This is a genomic window from Spirillospora sp. NPDC048819 (assembly GCF_040650055.1).
Lineage (GTDB): Bacteria > Actinomycetota > Actinomycetes > Streptosporangiales > Streptosporangiaceae > Spirillospora.
This window is the reverse complement of the sequence record NZ_JBEZGN010000077.1, coordinates 1-13,623: the sequence shown is the minus strand read 5'-3', so window position 1 is coordinate 13,623 and position 13,623 is coordinate 1. Positions and strand designations below refer to the sequence as shown.

Here is a 13,623-nt window from a genome sequence, read left to right as displayed (position 1 = left end):
CGACAGGCCCTCGGTGGGCTCGTCGCACAGCAGCAAACGGGCGCCCGTCCGCAGCACCCGCGCCAGCGCGAGCATCTGCTGCTCCCCGCCCGACAACTTCGTCCCGGGAAACCTCCGCCGCTCGCGCAGCTTCGGGAACGTCTCGTACACCCGCTCCAGCGACCAGGGATCCTTTCCCGTGACCGGCGGCAGCGTGAGGTTCTCCTCCACCGACAGCGTGGCGAAGACGCCCCGGTCGTCCGGGACGTAGCCAAGGCCGCGACGGCTGCGCTTGTGCGGGCTCAGGCCGGAGATGTCCTCGTCCAGGAACCGCACCGTCCCGGACACTCCTTGGTGGAGTCCCATCAGGCTGCGCAAGAGAGTGGTCTTGCCGGCGCCATTGCGTCCGACGAGAGTGACGATTTCGCCCTCACCCACGTGCAGCGACACATCGCGCAGGGCCTGCGCCTCGCCGTACCAGGCCGACAGTCCGTCAACGCTCAGCATTGGAGTCTCCGAGGTAGGCGGTGACGACCCGGGGGTCGTGACGGATCTCGGCGTAGGGGCCTTCGACGAGGACCTGGCCGTGCTGAAGCACCGTGACCTGGTCGGCGAGGCTGGAGACGACGCTCATGTTGTGCTCGACGAGGACCACCGTGCGGCCCTCTCTCACCCGCTGGATGAGCGCGACGGTGCGGTCGACGTCCTCCACGCCCATGCCGGCGGTCGGCTCGTCGAGCAGCAGCACCTTCGGGTCGAGCGCGAGGGCCAGGGCCAGTTCGAGGGCCCGTTTGCGCCCGTACGCCAGAGAGCCCGCGGGGATCTCGCCGTGATCGCCCAGGCCGACCTGGTCGAGCAGTTCGGCCGCGCGCCCGGAGAAGCGTCCGAGCGCGCCGTCCGACCGCCAGAACCGCCAGCCGAGCCCGGTGCGTCCCGCCAGGGCCAGCTCAACGTGCTGCCTGGGCGTCAGCTCGGCGAACAGGCTCGTGATCTGGAACGACCGGGCGAGCCCGAGCCGCGCGATCCGTTCCGGTCTCCGACCGGCCAGCTCGTGATCGCCGAGCCGGACACTGCCCGCGGTCGGCTTCAGGAACCCGGTCAGCAGGTTGAACAGCGTGGTCTTGCCGGCACCGTTCGGGCCCACCAGCGCGTGGACGGAGCCCTCGGCGATGTCGAGGTCCACGCCGTCGACGGCCCGGAAGCCGCGGAACTCCCTGACCAGCCCGCGCGCCGCCAGCACCGGGCCCTTCGGGACGGGGTCGCCCATTCGCCCTCCTAGCGCTCGTCTAAGGTGGCCCGAAACGCACTCGGGCCGCCGTGACCGGGAACGCTAGGTGGCACCCGAACCCCGGACCATGTGAGCCGCACCCACATTCGGCGCCCTGAACACGGGTGTGACCCACATCACCCGCAGGTGGCACCCACAAACACATGCCGGACGTCACCAATATGTGGACCGCCCACGTGGCCGACCTGGCGCCGCCTCCAACGGCGACCCCGTCCACATGGCACAGCCGAAGCCCGGCCTGGCACGCGGCCCATGAATTCCCAGGGCCATTCCAGAGCCGGATCTAATGAGCACTCAGGCAGCGCATCCGCGGCGAAAAGCCCGACCTGCGGTCGGGCGCATTGGGCCGCGGCCTTCGCGGGGGTGACTCAGAGGTCGAGTTCGCCGCGTTTCACGCGGGTGAGGAAGGCGGCGAACTCCTCGCTCCCGAACCGGAAAACGGGCCCGCCGGGCGCCTTGGAATCGCGGACGAGCACGATCGGCGCCCGGGTTCCGACGGTGGTGTTCGCAGCGAGTTCGACACACTCGTCGGCAGACATGCTGTAGGTGCTCTTCCGCCACGAAAGGGCAGCACCGTGAGACGTCGTCGTCATCAAGCGAGGTTCACTGTTCTTCTAGAAAGCCCGAGCGATGCGGGCGATGATGTCACGTGAGTCGGATTCATCCAGCGCATTTTCACAAATTCTCTCAAATGCGCTGGTATAGCGGAAAACCTGACTGTCATCTTCGATGATGAGACTACCGCTCATCTGCTCGATGTACACGATGTCCGGATACTCCGGCTCCTGAAACTTCAGAATGCTGAAATCCGTGAGCCCTCCGGGGAAACCGTTATCGAGCGGAATCACCAGGATTCTTACATTCGACAGCGTCCCGGCGTCCAGAAGATACTCCATCTGGCCGCGCATCACCTCGCCGTCGGCGATCTTGCGCCGCAGCGCCCCTTCATCCAGGACGGCGAAGAGTTCCATCGCGTCGAGGGACCGCAGCCTGCTCTGCCGCTTCTGCCGGATCTCCACGCGCCGGTCGATCTCGCCGGGGGGCAGGGCGGGGACGCTGGCCATCGTGCACGCCCGCGCGTACTCGGGAGTCTGCAACAGGCCGTGGATGATCGCGACGCGGTAGGAGTGCATCGCCTGGGCGTCGGCCTCCAGGCCGATGAAGGCGGCGTACCGCTCCCCCAGGGTTTCGCTGTAGGTCTCCCACCAGCCACGTTCGCGGGCCGCGCGCGCCAGTCTGATGTAACGCTCGGCGGCCTCTTCGTCCACCCCGTAGAACTCCAGGAGCCGGTGCAGGTCGGGGACGGTGATCAAGGTGTAGGCCGTCTCGATCCGGGAGACCTTGGCCATCGACCACTTCAACCCCGCCGCGACCTGGTCGATCGTTACGTCCGCGCGCGTGCGCAGGCCGCGGAGCTCGCGGGCGAGCTGCCGCGCCCGCACCGATGGCGACTGCCGGTCGGCCATCCCGCCCTCCCTGAAAGGTCTCGTGCACTGATACGCGGAATTCTACATGCAAACTTGCATCCGAGCGGAAGAGGACGGAAGATGCCAGGAGGGGGAGCTCGGTCACGGCCACAAGGGAAAGCAGAGGTGCCATGCCGGCTGGGGTAACACGATCGCCGGGTCCCGACTCGGGGTAGCGCATGAGCAGCGCAGCGACGAACTTCACAGGGACGGGCCCATCGGACACGCCGTTCACCGTACCGCTGACCGACCGGCTGACGTATCACTTTCTCATCGCCGTCGACATCGAGGGTTTCAGCAGGTTGAGCGCGGCGCAGCAGAAGCGGATGCAGCTGGATCTGCACGCGGTCCTGGAGACCGCGGCGGCCGCGGCGGGCCTCGACCGGGAGGGCTGGCTGCGGCAGGTAGGCGGCGACGGCGAGATGGCGATCCTGCCTTCGGAGACCGACGGGCTGCGCGTGCTCGTCCGCTATCCGCGCGAGCTGGCCGCCGCGATCGCCGAGGTCAACCGGAAACGGACGCCGCCGATCAGGCTGCGGGTGTCCATGCACCACGGGCCCCTGTCCGGTGGGCTGTTCGGCGCGGTGGGGCGGGCGCCGATCGTCGTCGCCCGGCTCCTGGACTCGCAGGAGCTACGGGACGAACTGCGCGGCGACCGAGGCCGTGACATGGCCCTGATCGTGTCGTCGTCCCTCTACGAGGACCTCGTCGAGACGGAGTTCGACGGGCTGGACCCGAAGGAGTTCCACCCGGTGCAGATCAGCGCCAAGGGCGCCGTGTTCCCGGCGTACATCCATCGCGGGACCCGCTGAGGCGCTCACGGTTCGGAGCGCGTCCAGGCGACCAGGTCGCCGGCGGGGAGGGCGTTCACGATCCGGGAGGCGGGGACGGCGCAGCGGGCGGCCCGTTCGCAGCCGAAGGGCTGCCAGTCGAGCTGGCCCGGGGCGTGGGCGTCGGAGTCGATGGAGAAGCGGCAGCCCGCCTCGACGGCGAGGCGGAGGAGGCGCTTGGGCGGGTCGAGGCGCTCCGGACGGGAGTTGATCTCCACGGCGACGTCGTAGGCGGCGCAGGCGTCGAAGACGAGGGCGGCGTCGAACTCCGACTCGGGACGCAGCCCCCCGCGTTTGCCGCCGGCCTTGACGATGCGCCCGGTGCAGTGGCCGAGGACGTTCACGCGCGGGTTCGCGATCGCCGTCACCATGCGTTTGGTCATGGAGACGCGGTCCATGCGGAGTTTGGAGTGGACGCTGGCGACGACGACGTCCAGCCGGTCGAGGAGCGCCGCGTCCTGGTCGAGGGTTCCGTCCTCCAGGATGTCGACCTCGATGCCGGTGAGGATGCGGAACGGCGCCAGGCTCTCGTTGAGTTCGGCCACGACGTCGAGCTGGCGGCGGAGGCGGTCGGCGGACAGTCCGTTGGCCACCGTGAGCCGCGGCGAATGGTCGGTGAGGGCGATGTACTCGTGGCCCAGGGAACGGGCCGTCTCGGCCATCTCCCGGATCGGGGAGCCGCCGTCCGACCAGTCGCTGTGGGTGTGCAGGTCGCCCTTGAGCGCGGAGCGGAGCGCGGCGGCGGCCTCGTCCAGCGGCTCGCCGTCGGTGGCCTCCAGGCGGCGCAGGTAGACGGGCGTCTCACCGCGCAGCGCCTCGTCGATCACCAGGGCGGTGACCTTGCCGATGCCGGGCAGGGCCGTCAGCGTGCCCTCCTGGGCGCGGGCGGCGAGCTCGTCCGGGGGCGTCTTCTCGGCGAGGTCGGCGGCGGCGCGGAACGCCCGCACGCGGTAGGTCGGCTCATGGGCGCGCTCCAGCAGGAACGCGATACGGCGCAGCGCTTCGACGGGCTCCACGCATCGCACCGTACCCAGGTATGACAGGACGTGTCCCACCACGGTGTCATCCGGGGGCGGCCGTCCGGTCTCTAGCCTGGTCGTCATGGCCGAGGACAAGTCCGGGGACGAACCGCACCCGCTGCGCACGGTGCTGCGGAACGGAGTCCTGGCCGCGGCGGTGACCGGACGGGCCGAGCCCGCGCCGCCGCTCGACCGGCCCTGGCCCGCGGGATTGCGGTGGACCCGGTTCCTCGGCTTCGGGCGGCTGCCGTTCGGGCTGGTGACGAACCTCTTCTGGCTCGTCCTCACCGCTGTGATCATCGGCGGGACGAACGCCATGCTGCGGGATCCCGTGCGCTCCGACGCGGCGGGCTACCCCGGGGACGGCTCCGCCCTGCTGATCGCGTTCATCGTGACCGCGCCCCTGGCCCTGCGGGACCGGCATCCGCTGGCGGCCTGGCGGATGAGCTTCGCGGCGATGGCGGTGGTCGGCCTGAGCCCGTGGCCGCCGGGCATGCCGTACATCCCGGCCGGGGCCTTCGCCGCGCTCATGTGCGTCTTCACGGTGACGGTGCGCTGCTCGCGGGACATCACGCTGGGCGTCGCGCTCCTTGCGTTCGCCGGGGTGTGGATCAATGACGCGGACACGGCGCCCGGGGCGTCGGCGCTGCTGCTGGTGCCGCTGGCGGTGGGCTACGCCGTCCGGGTCCGGCGGACGTCGCGGCGGCAGCTGGCCGAGCAGGAGCGGCGGCATCAGGACGCCGAGGCGGTGCTGACCGAGCGGCAGCGGATCGCGCGGGAGATGCACGACGTCGTCGCCCACCACATGTCGATGATCGCGATTCAGGCGGAGGCGGCGCCCTACAAGGTCGAGGCGGTACCGGAGGAGACGCGACGCGACCTCGCCGAGATCCGCGCGACGGCGCTGGACGCGCTGACCGAGATGCGGCGCATCCTCGGCGTGCTGCGGTCGGAGGACGGCGCCGACACCGCCCCGCAGCCGAGCCTGGACAGGCTGGACGAGCTGATCGGCAACGCGCGGGCGGCGGGCCTGCAGGTGGAGACGCTCCTGGACGGCGACCTCGCCGGGATTCCGCCGGGCGTGGGGCTCACCGCGTACCGGATCCTGCAGGAGGCGCTGAGCAACGCGATGCGGCACGCGCCCGGCTCGCGGGTGCACGTCGAGGTGTCCCGTGATGACGCAATAGTGTGGCTCGGCGTCGTCAACGGCCCGCCCGCCGGCGGGCAGGCGCCCGGTCCCGCGCTGCCGGGCGGCGGCCACGGGCTGGTCGGGATGCGGGAGCGGGCCGCCGCGCTCGGCGGCGAGCTGACCGCCCGGCCGACGGCGGAGGGGGGATTCGCGGTGACCGCCGACCTGCCGGAGAAGGCGCGGGACCGGTCGTGACCATCCGGGTCGTGATCGTCGACGATCAGGGCATGGTGCGCTCCGGGTTCGGCGTGCTGCTGAACGCCCAGCCCGACATCGAGGTCGTCGGCGAGGCCGTCAACGGCGAGGAGGGCCTGCGCCGCGTCGCCGAACTGCGTCCCGAGGTGGTGCTGATGGACGTCCGGATGCCGGTGATGGACGGGCTGGAGGCGACCCGCCGCATCCTCGCCGCCGACGACGCCGACGCCGGCGCGCCGAGGATCCTCATGCTCACCACGTTCGACCTGGACGACTACGTCTACGAGGCGTTGCGGGCGGGGGCCAGCGGGTTTCTTCTGAAGGACGCGTCCGCGACGGAGCTGGCGGACGCGGTGCGGGTCGTGGCGGCGGGCGACGCGCTGCTGTCACCGTCGATCACCCGGCGGCTCATCGCGGAGTTCTCCCGGCTGGGCGGGCGGAGGGCGCCGTCCCGTAAGCGGCTGGACGCGCTGACCGAGCGGGAGACCGAGGTCCTGGCGCTGGTGGCGCGCGGGCTGTCCAACGGCGAGATCGCCGGGGAGCTCGTCGTCGCCGAACAGACCGTCAAGACGCATTTCGGGCGGATCCTGATGAAGCTCGGGTTGCGCGACCGCCCGCAGGCGATCGTCTACGCCTACGAGGTGGGGCTGGTCCGTCCCGGCGACTGATACCCGGGTCGCATCCGTGGCACCTGGGTGGCAGGGCGCAGGACCACACCGCCGGTTGATCCGCGTTACGGCGTCCGATTTCTAGCTTCCTGATCAGTGCTTCACCCCACTGACCAGGAGGGACGTCTCGGATGCCCAGCGTTCGCAAGGCGGTGGCCGTCGTCGCGGTCCTCGCGGCGGCCGGCTCGACGACCGCGTCCGCGAGAAGCGTCGAGGTGTACGCCGCCCCGGGCCCGGCGCCGGAGTTGTCGGCGGCGACCCTTGACGCCCGGTTCCAGGGCACCCGGCGGGAGATCTCCCGAGCGCTGGCCACCGCGGAACACTTCCACGACGACGACCGGACGCGCACCCTGTCGGCGCTCCTCGCCAAGGACCGGCGCTTTCTGTCCTTCGATCCGCGAGGCGACGGACGGGCCGTCGAAGTCATCGGCGACCTACGGCACGCCGACCGGATCGCCGTCGTCGTGCCCGGCGCGGACAACACGCTGACCAACTACAACGCCCCCAAGTTCGTCGGCGGCGACAGCCGTGCGCTCTACCGGCAGGCTCAGGCCCGCGCCCGAGGGACGCGGTTCGCCGTGATCGCCTGGCTCGGTTACGACTCGCCTTCCATGTTGAGCACCGACGTCCTGACGGCCGGCCACGCCGAGGACGGTGCTCGCAGTCTCGGACGTCTCCTCACCGGCCTCCACCGCGTGAACGGGCACGCCCGGTTCGCGCTCCTCTGCCACAGCTACGGCTCGGTGGTGTGCGCCAAGGCCGCGCGGCCTCTCGCGTCCCTGCCGGTGGACGAGATCGCCCTGTACGGCAGCCCCGGCACCACGGCGGACAACGCCGCCGACCTCGGCACGTCCGCCCGTGTATGGGCGGGCCGCGCAAAAGGCGACTGGACGCGGTACGTGCCGAACTTCCGCTTCGCCGGTCTGGGTTTCGGCGCGGACCCCGTCTCGTCCGGCTTCGGCGCGCTGCGGTTCGACGCCGGAACGGGGCCGCACAGCGGCTACCTGAAGCCCGGCTCTCTCGCGCTCCGCAACCTCGCCCTGATCGCCCTCGGCCGCGACGCGGAGGTCACCCGTGCTTGAGATCGGGACGAGGCCGCCCGTCCCCGCCCAGGCCGGGCCCGCGCCCGGCGGACGCGACCCGGCCGTCGACGCCCTGCGCGCCTTCGCGATCCTCGGCGTCGTGCTCGGGCACTGGCTGGTCACCGCGTTCGTCGCGGACGGCTCGGGCGGCGAGCTGCGGGTCATCAGCCCGCTGCGGACGATGCCGGAGCTGGCCCCGATCTCCTGGGTGCTGCAGACGCTCGCCGTGTTCTTCCTGGTCGGCGGGTACGCGTCGGCGAAGGGCCTGCGTCCCGGCGAGCCGTGGGGCGCCAGGCTTCGGCAACGCCTGGCCCGTTTCGCGCGGCCCCTGCCCGTCCTCCTGGCCGCGTGGTTTCCGGCTGCGGCCGCGCTGTCCTGGGCCGGGCTCTCGGCGGACACCCTGCGCACCCTCGTCGAACTGGTGCTCAGCCCGCTGTGGTTCCTGGGCGTCTACGTCGCCCTGACGGCGGCGACCCCGGCGGTCGCGGCGGCCTGGAACCGTCTCGGCCTCTGGGGCGCCGCCCTGCTCGTCGCCGCGACCGCCGCGATCGACCTCGGCCGCTTCGCCCTCGACACGCCCGGGTGGACGGGCTGGGCCACCGTCCTCACCGGCTGGCTCGTGCCGTTCTACCTCGGCGTCGGCTGGGCGGACGGGGCGCTCGGCTCCCGCCGCGCCGGGTTCGTGCTGCTGGCCGGGGGCGGCGCGGCGGCCGCGCTGCTGGTCCTGTTCGCCGGATACCCGGCGAGCATGGTCGGCGTGCCGGGCGCGGCCGTGTCCAACCTCAGCCCGCCCACGCTGGCGGCGGTCGCGTTCGGCCTCGCCCAGACCGGCCTGGCCCTGCTGCTGCACGGGCCGCTGACCCGCTGGACGCGACGCGCCCGGATCCGCTCGGTGATCTCCGCCGCCAACCGCTCCGCCATGACGATCTTCCTGTGGCACCAGACGGCGCTGCTGGCCGTGACCGCGGGATCGCTCCTCGCGTTCGGTAGCCTGCCGGGGTTGCACACCGCGCCCGACCGGCCGGCTTGGATCGCGGAACGGCTGCCCTGGCTGGTGGTCTGCGCCGGTGCGCTCGCCGCGATCTGGACCCTGGTCCGCGGATTCGAACGCCCGCGTCCCCCGAGGGCGGCGCGGACCGCAGGGCGAACATGACCCCGGGCTCGTACATCTCATCAAGAGCCGCCCGCCGCCGGGCCCCGCCGCGACCGGCCAGACGATCTTGGATGGTAGAAAGACGAGGATGCCGCCGCCACGCAAGACGATCTCGCCGCGCGCCCGACGGCTCCGAAGGGCCCTGGCCTGCGCCATGTCCATCTCGGGTGTCATGCTGACGACCGCCGGGACGGGGCACGCCGACCCCTACGCCCCGCCCGTCGCCGTCCCCGAGATGGCGCCCTCGACGCTGGACGTCCGGTACACCGCCGAACGCCGGTCCATCGAGAAGGCACTCGAAACGGCCCAGGAGATAGGCGACGCCGAACGCATGCGGGCACTCGGCGCGTTCCTCCGGCCGGGACGCCGATTCCTCTACTTCGACCCGCGCGGCGGCGGACGGGCCATCGAGGTCATCGGCGACCTCACCCGGGCACGGCGCGTCGCGATACTCGTCCCCGGCGCCGACACGACCCTGACGGCGTTCGACGAACGCGGCGACAAACCGTGGTCGACCCCGGGCGGAGGGGCACGCGCCGTCTACACGCAGGCTCTCACCGAGTCACCGCGTCCGGGATTGGCCGTGGTGGCGTGGCTCGGATATGCGGCCCCCGAGACGTTCAGCAGCGACGTCCTCACCGGCGAGCGGGCGGACGAGGGGGCCGTGCGGCTGCGGCGCTTCCTGAAGGGCGTGCACAAGGTCAACCCGTCCGCCGGCGTCGGCCTGCTCTGCCACAGCTACGGCTCGGTGGTCTGCGCCCGCGCGGCACTGGACGGCCCTGGCGGACCCGCCTGGAGACAGGTCACCGACATCGCCCTCTACGGCAGCCCCGGCACGACGGCATGGTCGGCCGCGAAGCTGAACGGCACCGCGCGGATCTGGGCGGGACGGGGAGCGTCCGACTGGATGGAGGACGTCCCGCACGTCCGCATCTTCGGCCTCGGACTCGGCCCCGACCCGGTCTCGTCCTCGTTCGGAGCCCGGGTCTTCGACGCCGGGGCCGGCGGCCACAGCGACTACCTCGAACCGGGTTCGACGGCGCTGCGGAATCTCACCGACATCGCGCTCGGGGAGGTCGCCGATGTCACGCCCGGCTGACACCGGACACCTGCTTTGGGACGGTTCACCTCCGCGGTGGTGGCACTCTGGGGTTGTGGACACCGCGAGCGAGGCCGAGATCCGGGAGCAGACCACCCAGCGCCTGGAGAAGGCGATGGGGACGTTCGGCACCGCGGCCTTGAACAGCATGGAGGAGCATCTTCCCTGGTTCCGGCGGATGCCCGCCGACCAGCGCTCCTGGATCGGCCTCGTCGCCCAGGCGGGCATCGCGGCGTTCGTCGAGTGGTTCAAGAACAACGAGCAGACACGTCCGGCCATCGCCGGCGAGGTGTTCGGGACCGCGCCCCGAGAACTGCTCCGCGCCATCAAGCTCCATCACACGATCGACATGATCCGGGTCATCATCGACGTGGTGGAGACCCGGCTGAGCGAGCTGGCCGCGCCGGGCGGGGAGGCGCAGCTGCGCGAGGCCATCCTGCGTTACACGCGCGACGTGGCGTTCGGCGCCGCCCAGGTGTACGCGCGCGCCGCCGAGACACGCGCCGCCTGGGACGCGCGGCTGGAGGCCCTCGTCGTCAACGCGGTCCTGCGCGGCGAGGTCGACGACGGCATGCACTCCTGGGCCGCGGCCCTCGGCTGGACGTCCAAGCCCGTCACCGTCATCGCCGGGTTCACGCCGGAGGACGAGGAGCCCGAGGTCACCATCGACCAGATGCAGCTGGCCGCGCGCCGCGCGCGAGCCGACGTGCTGGCCGGAGTCCAGGGGCGCCGCGTCATCGTCATCGTCGGAGGCGACACCGACCCCTTGGAGGCGGCGCGCCCCGTCGCCGCCAAGTGCGGTCCGGGCCCCGTCGTCGTCGGCCCGCAGGTCTCCGACCTCTACGACTCCACCCGCTCCGCGCAGGCCGCCGTGGCCGGGCTCCGCGCCGCCGCCGGCTGGCCGGACGCGCCCCGTCCCGTCCTGGCGACGGAGCTGCTGCCCGAACGCGCGCTGGACGGCGACGACGAAGCGCGCCACCACCTGGTGGACAACGTCTACAACCCGATGCTCGCCGCGGGCGCGCCGCTCCTCGACACGCTCACCACCTACCTCGAGCAGGGCTCGTCGCTGGAGGCCACCGCGCGCCTGCTGTTCGTCCACCCCAACACGGTCCGCTACCGGCTCCGCCGCGTGACCGAGCTCACCGGCCTGGCCCCCACCGACGGTCGCAACGCCTTCACCCTCCGCATCGCCCTGGTCCTGGGCCGCTTCCAAACCCGCTGATACGCGTGAGCTTGTAGGTGTCGTACAAAGCGCCTCGTCCAAAGTTCGTGCTGATCCGCATCGTGGCGGAGGGGCGTTGACGGCAGGCTGGACGCTGTGATTCTCCTCGCATCGCCCGGCCAGGGCGCCCAGACCCCCGGCTTTCTGCAGCCATGGCTAGAGATACCCGGAGTCGCCGACCGTCTCGCCTGGTGGTCGGCCGTCACCGGGCTCGACCTGGTCCGGTACGGCACGGAGGCCGACGCCGAGGAGATCCGTGACACCGCCGTCGCCCAGCCGCTGCTGGTCGCCGCCGCGCTCGCCGCCTACGAGGTCCTCTACGAGGACGCCCTCCGCGAAGACCGGCGGCCGGACGCGGTGGCCGGGCACAGCGTCGGGGAACTGGCCGCCGCCGCGATCGCCGGGGTGCTGAGCCCCGAGGCCGCGCTGGTCCTCGTCCGGGAGCGGGGACGGGCGATGGCCGAGGCCGCCGCCGTCACCGAGACGGGAATGACCGCCGTCCTCGGCGGCGACGCCGACGAGGTCCTCGCCTCCATCGACAAGCACGGGCTCACGCCCGCCAACGTCAACGGCGCCGGGCAGATCGTCGCCGCCGGGACGATGGAGCGCCTCGCCGAGTTCGCGAACGAGCCGCCCGCCAAGGCGCGGCTCCGCGCGCTGTCGGTCGCCGGGGCGTTCCACACCGAGCACATGGCGCCCGCCGTCGACGCGCTCCGCGGCCTCGCGCCCGGCGCGCCCGTCGCCGACCCGCGGACGCGGCTGCTGCAGAACCGCGACGGCGCCGTCGTCGCGTCCGGAGCCGAATTCGTGGAACGGCTGGTCGCGCAGGTCAGCGCGCCCGTCCGCTGGGACGCCTGCATGGACACCATGCGGGAGATCGGGGTCACCGCCATCATCGAGCTGCCGCCCGCCGGGACGCTGACCGGGCTCGCCCGCCGCGAGCTGAGCGGCGTCGAGCGCGTCGCCCTCAAGACACCCGAGGACCTGGACAAGGCCCGCGAGCTGATCAAGGCGGACGCGGCATGAGCGCGCTGAGCATCCCCGCGGCGACGGCCGGCGCCCGCATCCTGGCCTTCGGCGACTACCGGCCCGCCCGGATCGTCACCAACGACGAGATCGCGCAGACCGTCGACACCGACGACGAGTGGATCCGCAGCCGCGTCGGCATCGCCGAGCGCCGCATCGCCGGCGACGACGAGGGCATCGTCGAGCTGGGCGTGCACGCGGGCGGCAAGGCCCTGGCGGGCAGCGGCCTCGCCCCGTCCGACATCGACCTCGTGATCCTGGCGACGTGCTCGGCGGAGTCGCCGATGCCGGGCCACGCCCCGCAGGTCGCGCACCGCCTCGGCATCGACGCGCCCGGCGCGTTCGACATCAACGCCGCCTGCGCCGGCTTCTGCTACGCCCTCGCCACCGCCAGCGCCGCGGTGCAGGCCGGCAGCGCACGCAACGTGCTCGTCGTCGGCTCGGAGAAGATGTCCCAGTGGATCGACTGGACCGACCGCTCCACCTGCATCATCTTCGCGGACGGGGCGGGCGCGGCGGTCGTGACCGGCAGCGACTCCCCCGGCATCGGCCCGGTCGTGTGGGGCAGCGCCGGCGACAAGTACGACAAGATCATCATCGAGGACCGGCACTCGTTCATCCGGCAGGAGGGGCAGGCGGTGTTCCGCTGGGCGACCACCGCCATCGCCCCCATCGCCGCCGAGGCGTGCGAACGCGCCGGGATCAAGCCGGCGGACCTCGCCGCCGTCGTCCCGCACCAGGCCAACCTGCGGATCATCGAGGCGATCGCCCGCAAGGTGAAGGCCACCAACGCCGTCGTGGCCGACGACATCGTGCAGTCCGGCAACACCTCGGGGGCGTCCATCCCGCTGGCCCTCTCCCGCATGATCGAACGCGGCGACGTTCCGTCCGGCGCCCCCGCCCTGCTGGTCGGGTTCGGTGCCGGACTGTCCTACGCTGCCCAAGTCATCCAGATCCCGTAGGCCGTCACGCCTGCTCGCAGGCTCTGGACCAACCCACCGAAGGAGAACGCAGAACCATGGCAGTCGCCACCGAACAGCAGATCCTGGACGGCCTCGCCGAGATCATCGACGACATCGTCGGCATCGACAAGTCCGAAGTGACCCCGGACAAGAACTTCATCGACGACCTCGACATCGACTCGCTGTCGATGGTGGAGATCGCCGTTGCCGCGCAGGACCAGTTCGGCGTCGAGATCCCCGACGACGAGCTGCGCAACCTGAAGACGGTCAAGGACGTCATCAACTTCGTTCAGAACCTCCAGACCTCGTCCAAGAGCTAAGACGCGGGGACGGCGCGCCGCCGCACCCCCCCCCCCGCCGCCGGCGCGCGCGCCCGGCCCCTCCCCCAAACCCCAGCCCCGCACCACTCCCAGAACGACAAACACAACGACACAACACTCTC

The 13,623-nt window shown here is 71.8% G+C and carries 15 protein-coding genes; 10 read left to right on the top strand and 5 right to left on the bottom strand.

Annotation, left to right across the window (positions count from 1 at the left end; translation table 11 throughout):
* The 4 genes from AB0C35_RS45415 to AB0C35_RS45400 form a co-directional block, all read right to left on the bottom strand.
* On the bottom strand, positions 1–486 hold a 486-nt coding region (locus AB0C35_RS45415; protein WP_358470716.1), incomplete at its 3' end, for an ATP-binding cassette domain-containing protein.
* The gene (locus tag AB0C35_RS45410; protein WP_358470713.1) at positions 473–1,246 is read right to left on the bottom strand and encodes an ABC transporter ATP-binding protein; all 774 of its coding nucleotides are present in this window, start codon (positions 1,244–1,246) and stop codon (positions 473–475) included. The genes AB0C35_RS45410 and AB0C35_RS45415, both read right to left, overlap by 14 nt.
* A gap of 389 nt (positions 1,247–1,635) precedes the next feature.
* Positions 1,636–1,860, bottom strand: coding sequence for a DUF397 domain-containing protein (locus tag AB0C35_RS45405; protein WP_358470710.1), 225 nt, complete (start codon positions 1,858–1,860; stop codon positions 1,636–1,638).
* 21 nt (positions 1,861–1,881) lie between these two features.
* Positions 1,882–2,733 carry a helix-turn-helix transcriptional regulator gene (locus tag AB0C35_RS45400; protein WP_358470707.1) on the bottom strand — a complete coding sequence of 284 codons (852 nt, stop codon included), beginning with the start codon at positions 2,731–2,733 and terminating at the stop codon, positions 1,882–1,884.
* Positions 2,734–2,912: 179 nt separating this feature from the next.
* Between AB0C35_RS45400 and AB0C35_RS45395 the strand changes: the two genes are divergently transcribed.
* The gene (locus tag AB0C35_RS45395; RefSeq protein WP_358470704.1) at positions 2,913–3,545 is read left to right on the top strand and encodes a hypothetical protein; all 633 of its coding nucleotides are present in this window, start codon (positions 2,913–2,915) and stop codon (positions 3,543–3,545) included.
* Positions 3,546–3,550: 5 nt separating this feature from the next.
* On the opposite strand, the gene AB0C35_RS45390 is transcribed toward AB0C35_RS45395, so the two are convergent.
* Complete coding sequence (locus AB0C35_RS45390; RefSeq protein ID WP_358470701.1) at positions 3,551–4,579, bottom strand: PHP domain-containing protein; 1,029 nt, start codon at positions 4,577–4,579, stop codon at positions 3,551–3,553.
* A gap of 85 nt (positions 4,580–4,664) precedes the next feature.
* Between AB0C35_RS45390 and AB0C35_RS45385 the strand changes: the two genes are divergently transcribed.
* The 9 genes from AB0C35_RS45385 (at position 4,665) to AB0C35_RS45345 (ending at position 13,501) form a co-directional block, all read left to right on the top strand.
* A complete protein-coding gene (locus AB0C35_RS45385) occupies positions 4,665–5,966 on the top strand; it encodes a sensor histidine kinase (protein WP_358470698.1) in 1,302 nt (433 codons plus the stop codon).
* On the top strand, positions 5,963–6,634 hold the full coding sequence (locus AB0C35_RS45380) for a response regulator transcription factor (protein WP_358470695.1): 672 nt from the start codon (positions 5,963–5,965) through the stop codon (positions 6,632–6,634). The genes AB0C35_RS45385 and AB0C35_RS45380 overlap by 4 nt, the downstream gene beginning before the upstream one ends.
* 131 nt (positions 6,635–6,765) lie before the next feature.
* Complete coding sequence (locus AB0C35_RS45375) at positions 6,766–7,716, top strand: alpha/beta hydrolase (RefSeq protein ID WP_358470692.1); 951 nt, start codon at positions 6,766–6,768, stop codon at positions 7,714–7,716.
* Positions 7,709–8,869, top strand: a complete 1,161-nt coding sequence (locus AB0C35_RS45370; RefSeq protein ID WP_358470689.1) for an acyltransferase — start codon at positions 7,709–7,711, stop codon at positions 8,867–8,869. The genes AB0C35_RS45375 and AB0C35_RS45370 overlap by 8 nt, the downstream gene beginning before the upstream one ends.
* A gap of 88 nt (positions 8,870–8,957) precedes the next feature.
* On the top strand, positions 8,958–9,968 hold the full coding sequence (locus tag AB0C35_RS45365; RefSeq protein WP_358470686.1) for an alpha/beta hydrolase: 1,011 nt from the start codon (positions 8,958–8,960) through the stop codon (positions 9,966–9,968).
* A 55-nt stretch (positions 9,969–10,023) separates the two neighbouring features.
* Complete coding sequence (locus AB0C35_RS45360) at positions 10,024–11,193, top strand: helix-turn-helix domain-containing protein (protein ID WP_358470683.1); 1,170 nt, start codon at positions 10,024–10,026, stop codon at positions 11,191–11,193.
* A 96-nt stretch (positions 11,194–11,289) separates the two neighbouring features.
* Entirely contained in the window at positions 11,290–12,219 is a 930-nt protein-coding gene (locus AB0C35_RS45355) for an ACP S-malonyltransferase (RefSeq protein WP_358470680.1), read from the top strand.
* Positions 12,216–13,181: a beta-ketoacyl-ACP synthase III gene (locus tag AB0C35_RS45350; protein WP_358470677.1), complete on the top strand. Its 966-nt coding sequence runs from the start codon at positions 12,216–12,218 to the stop codon at positions 13,179–13,181. The genes AB0C35_RS45355 and AB0C35_RS45350 overlap by 4 nt, the downstream gene beginning before the upstream one ends.
* 56 nt (positions 13,182–13,237) lie before the next feature.
* Complete coding sequence (locus AB0C35_RS45345; protein ID WP_358470674.1) at positions 13,238–13,501, top strand: acyl carrier protein; 264 nt, start codon at positions 13,238–13,240, stop codon at positions 13,499–13,501.
* Positions 13,502–13,623: the final 122 nt, after the last annotated feature.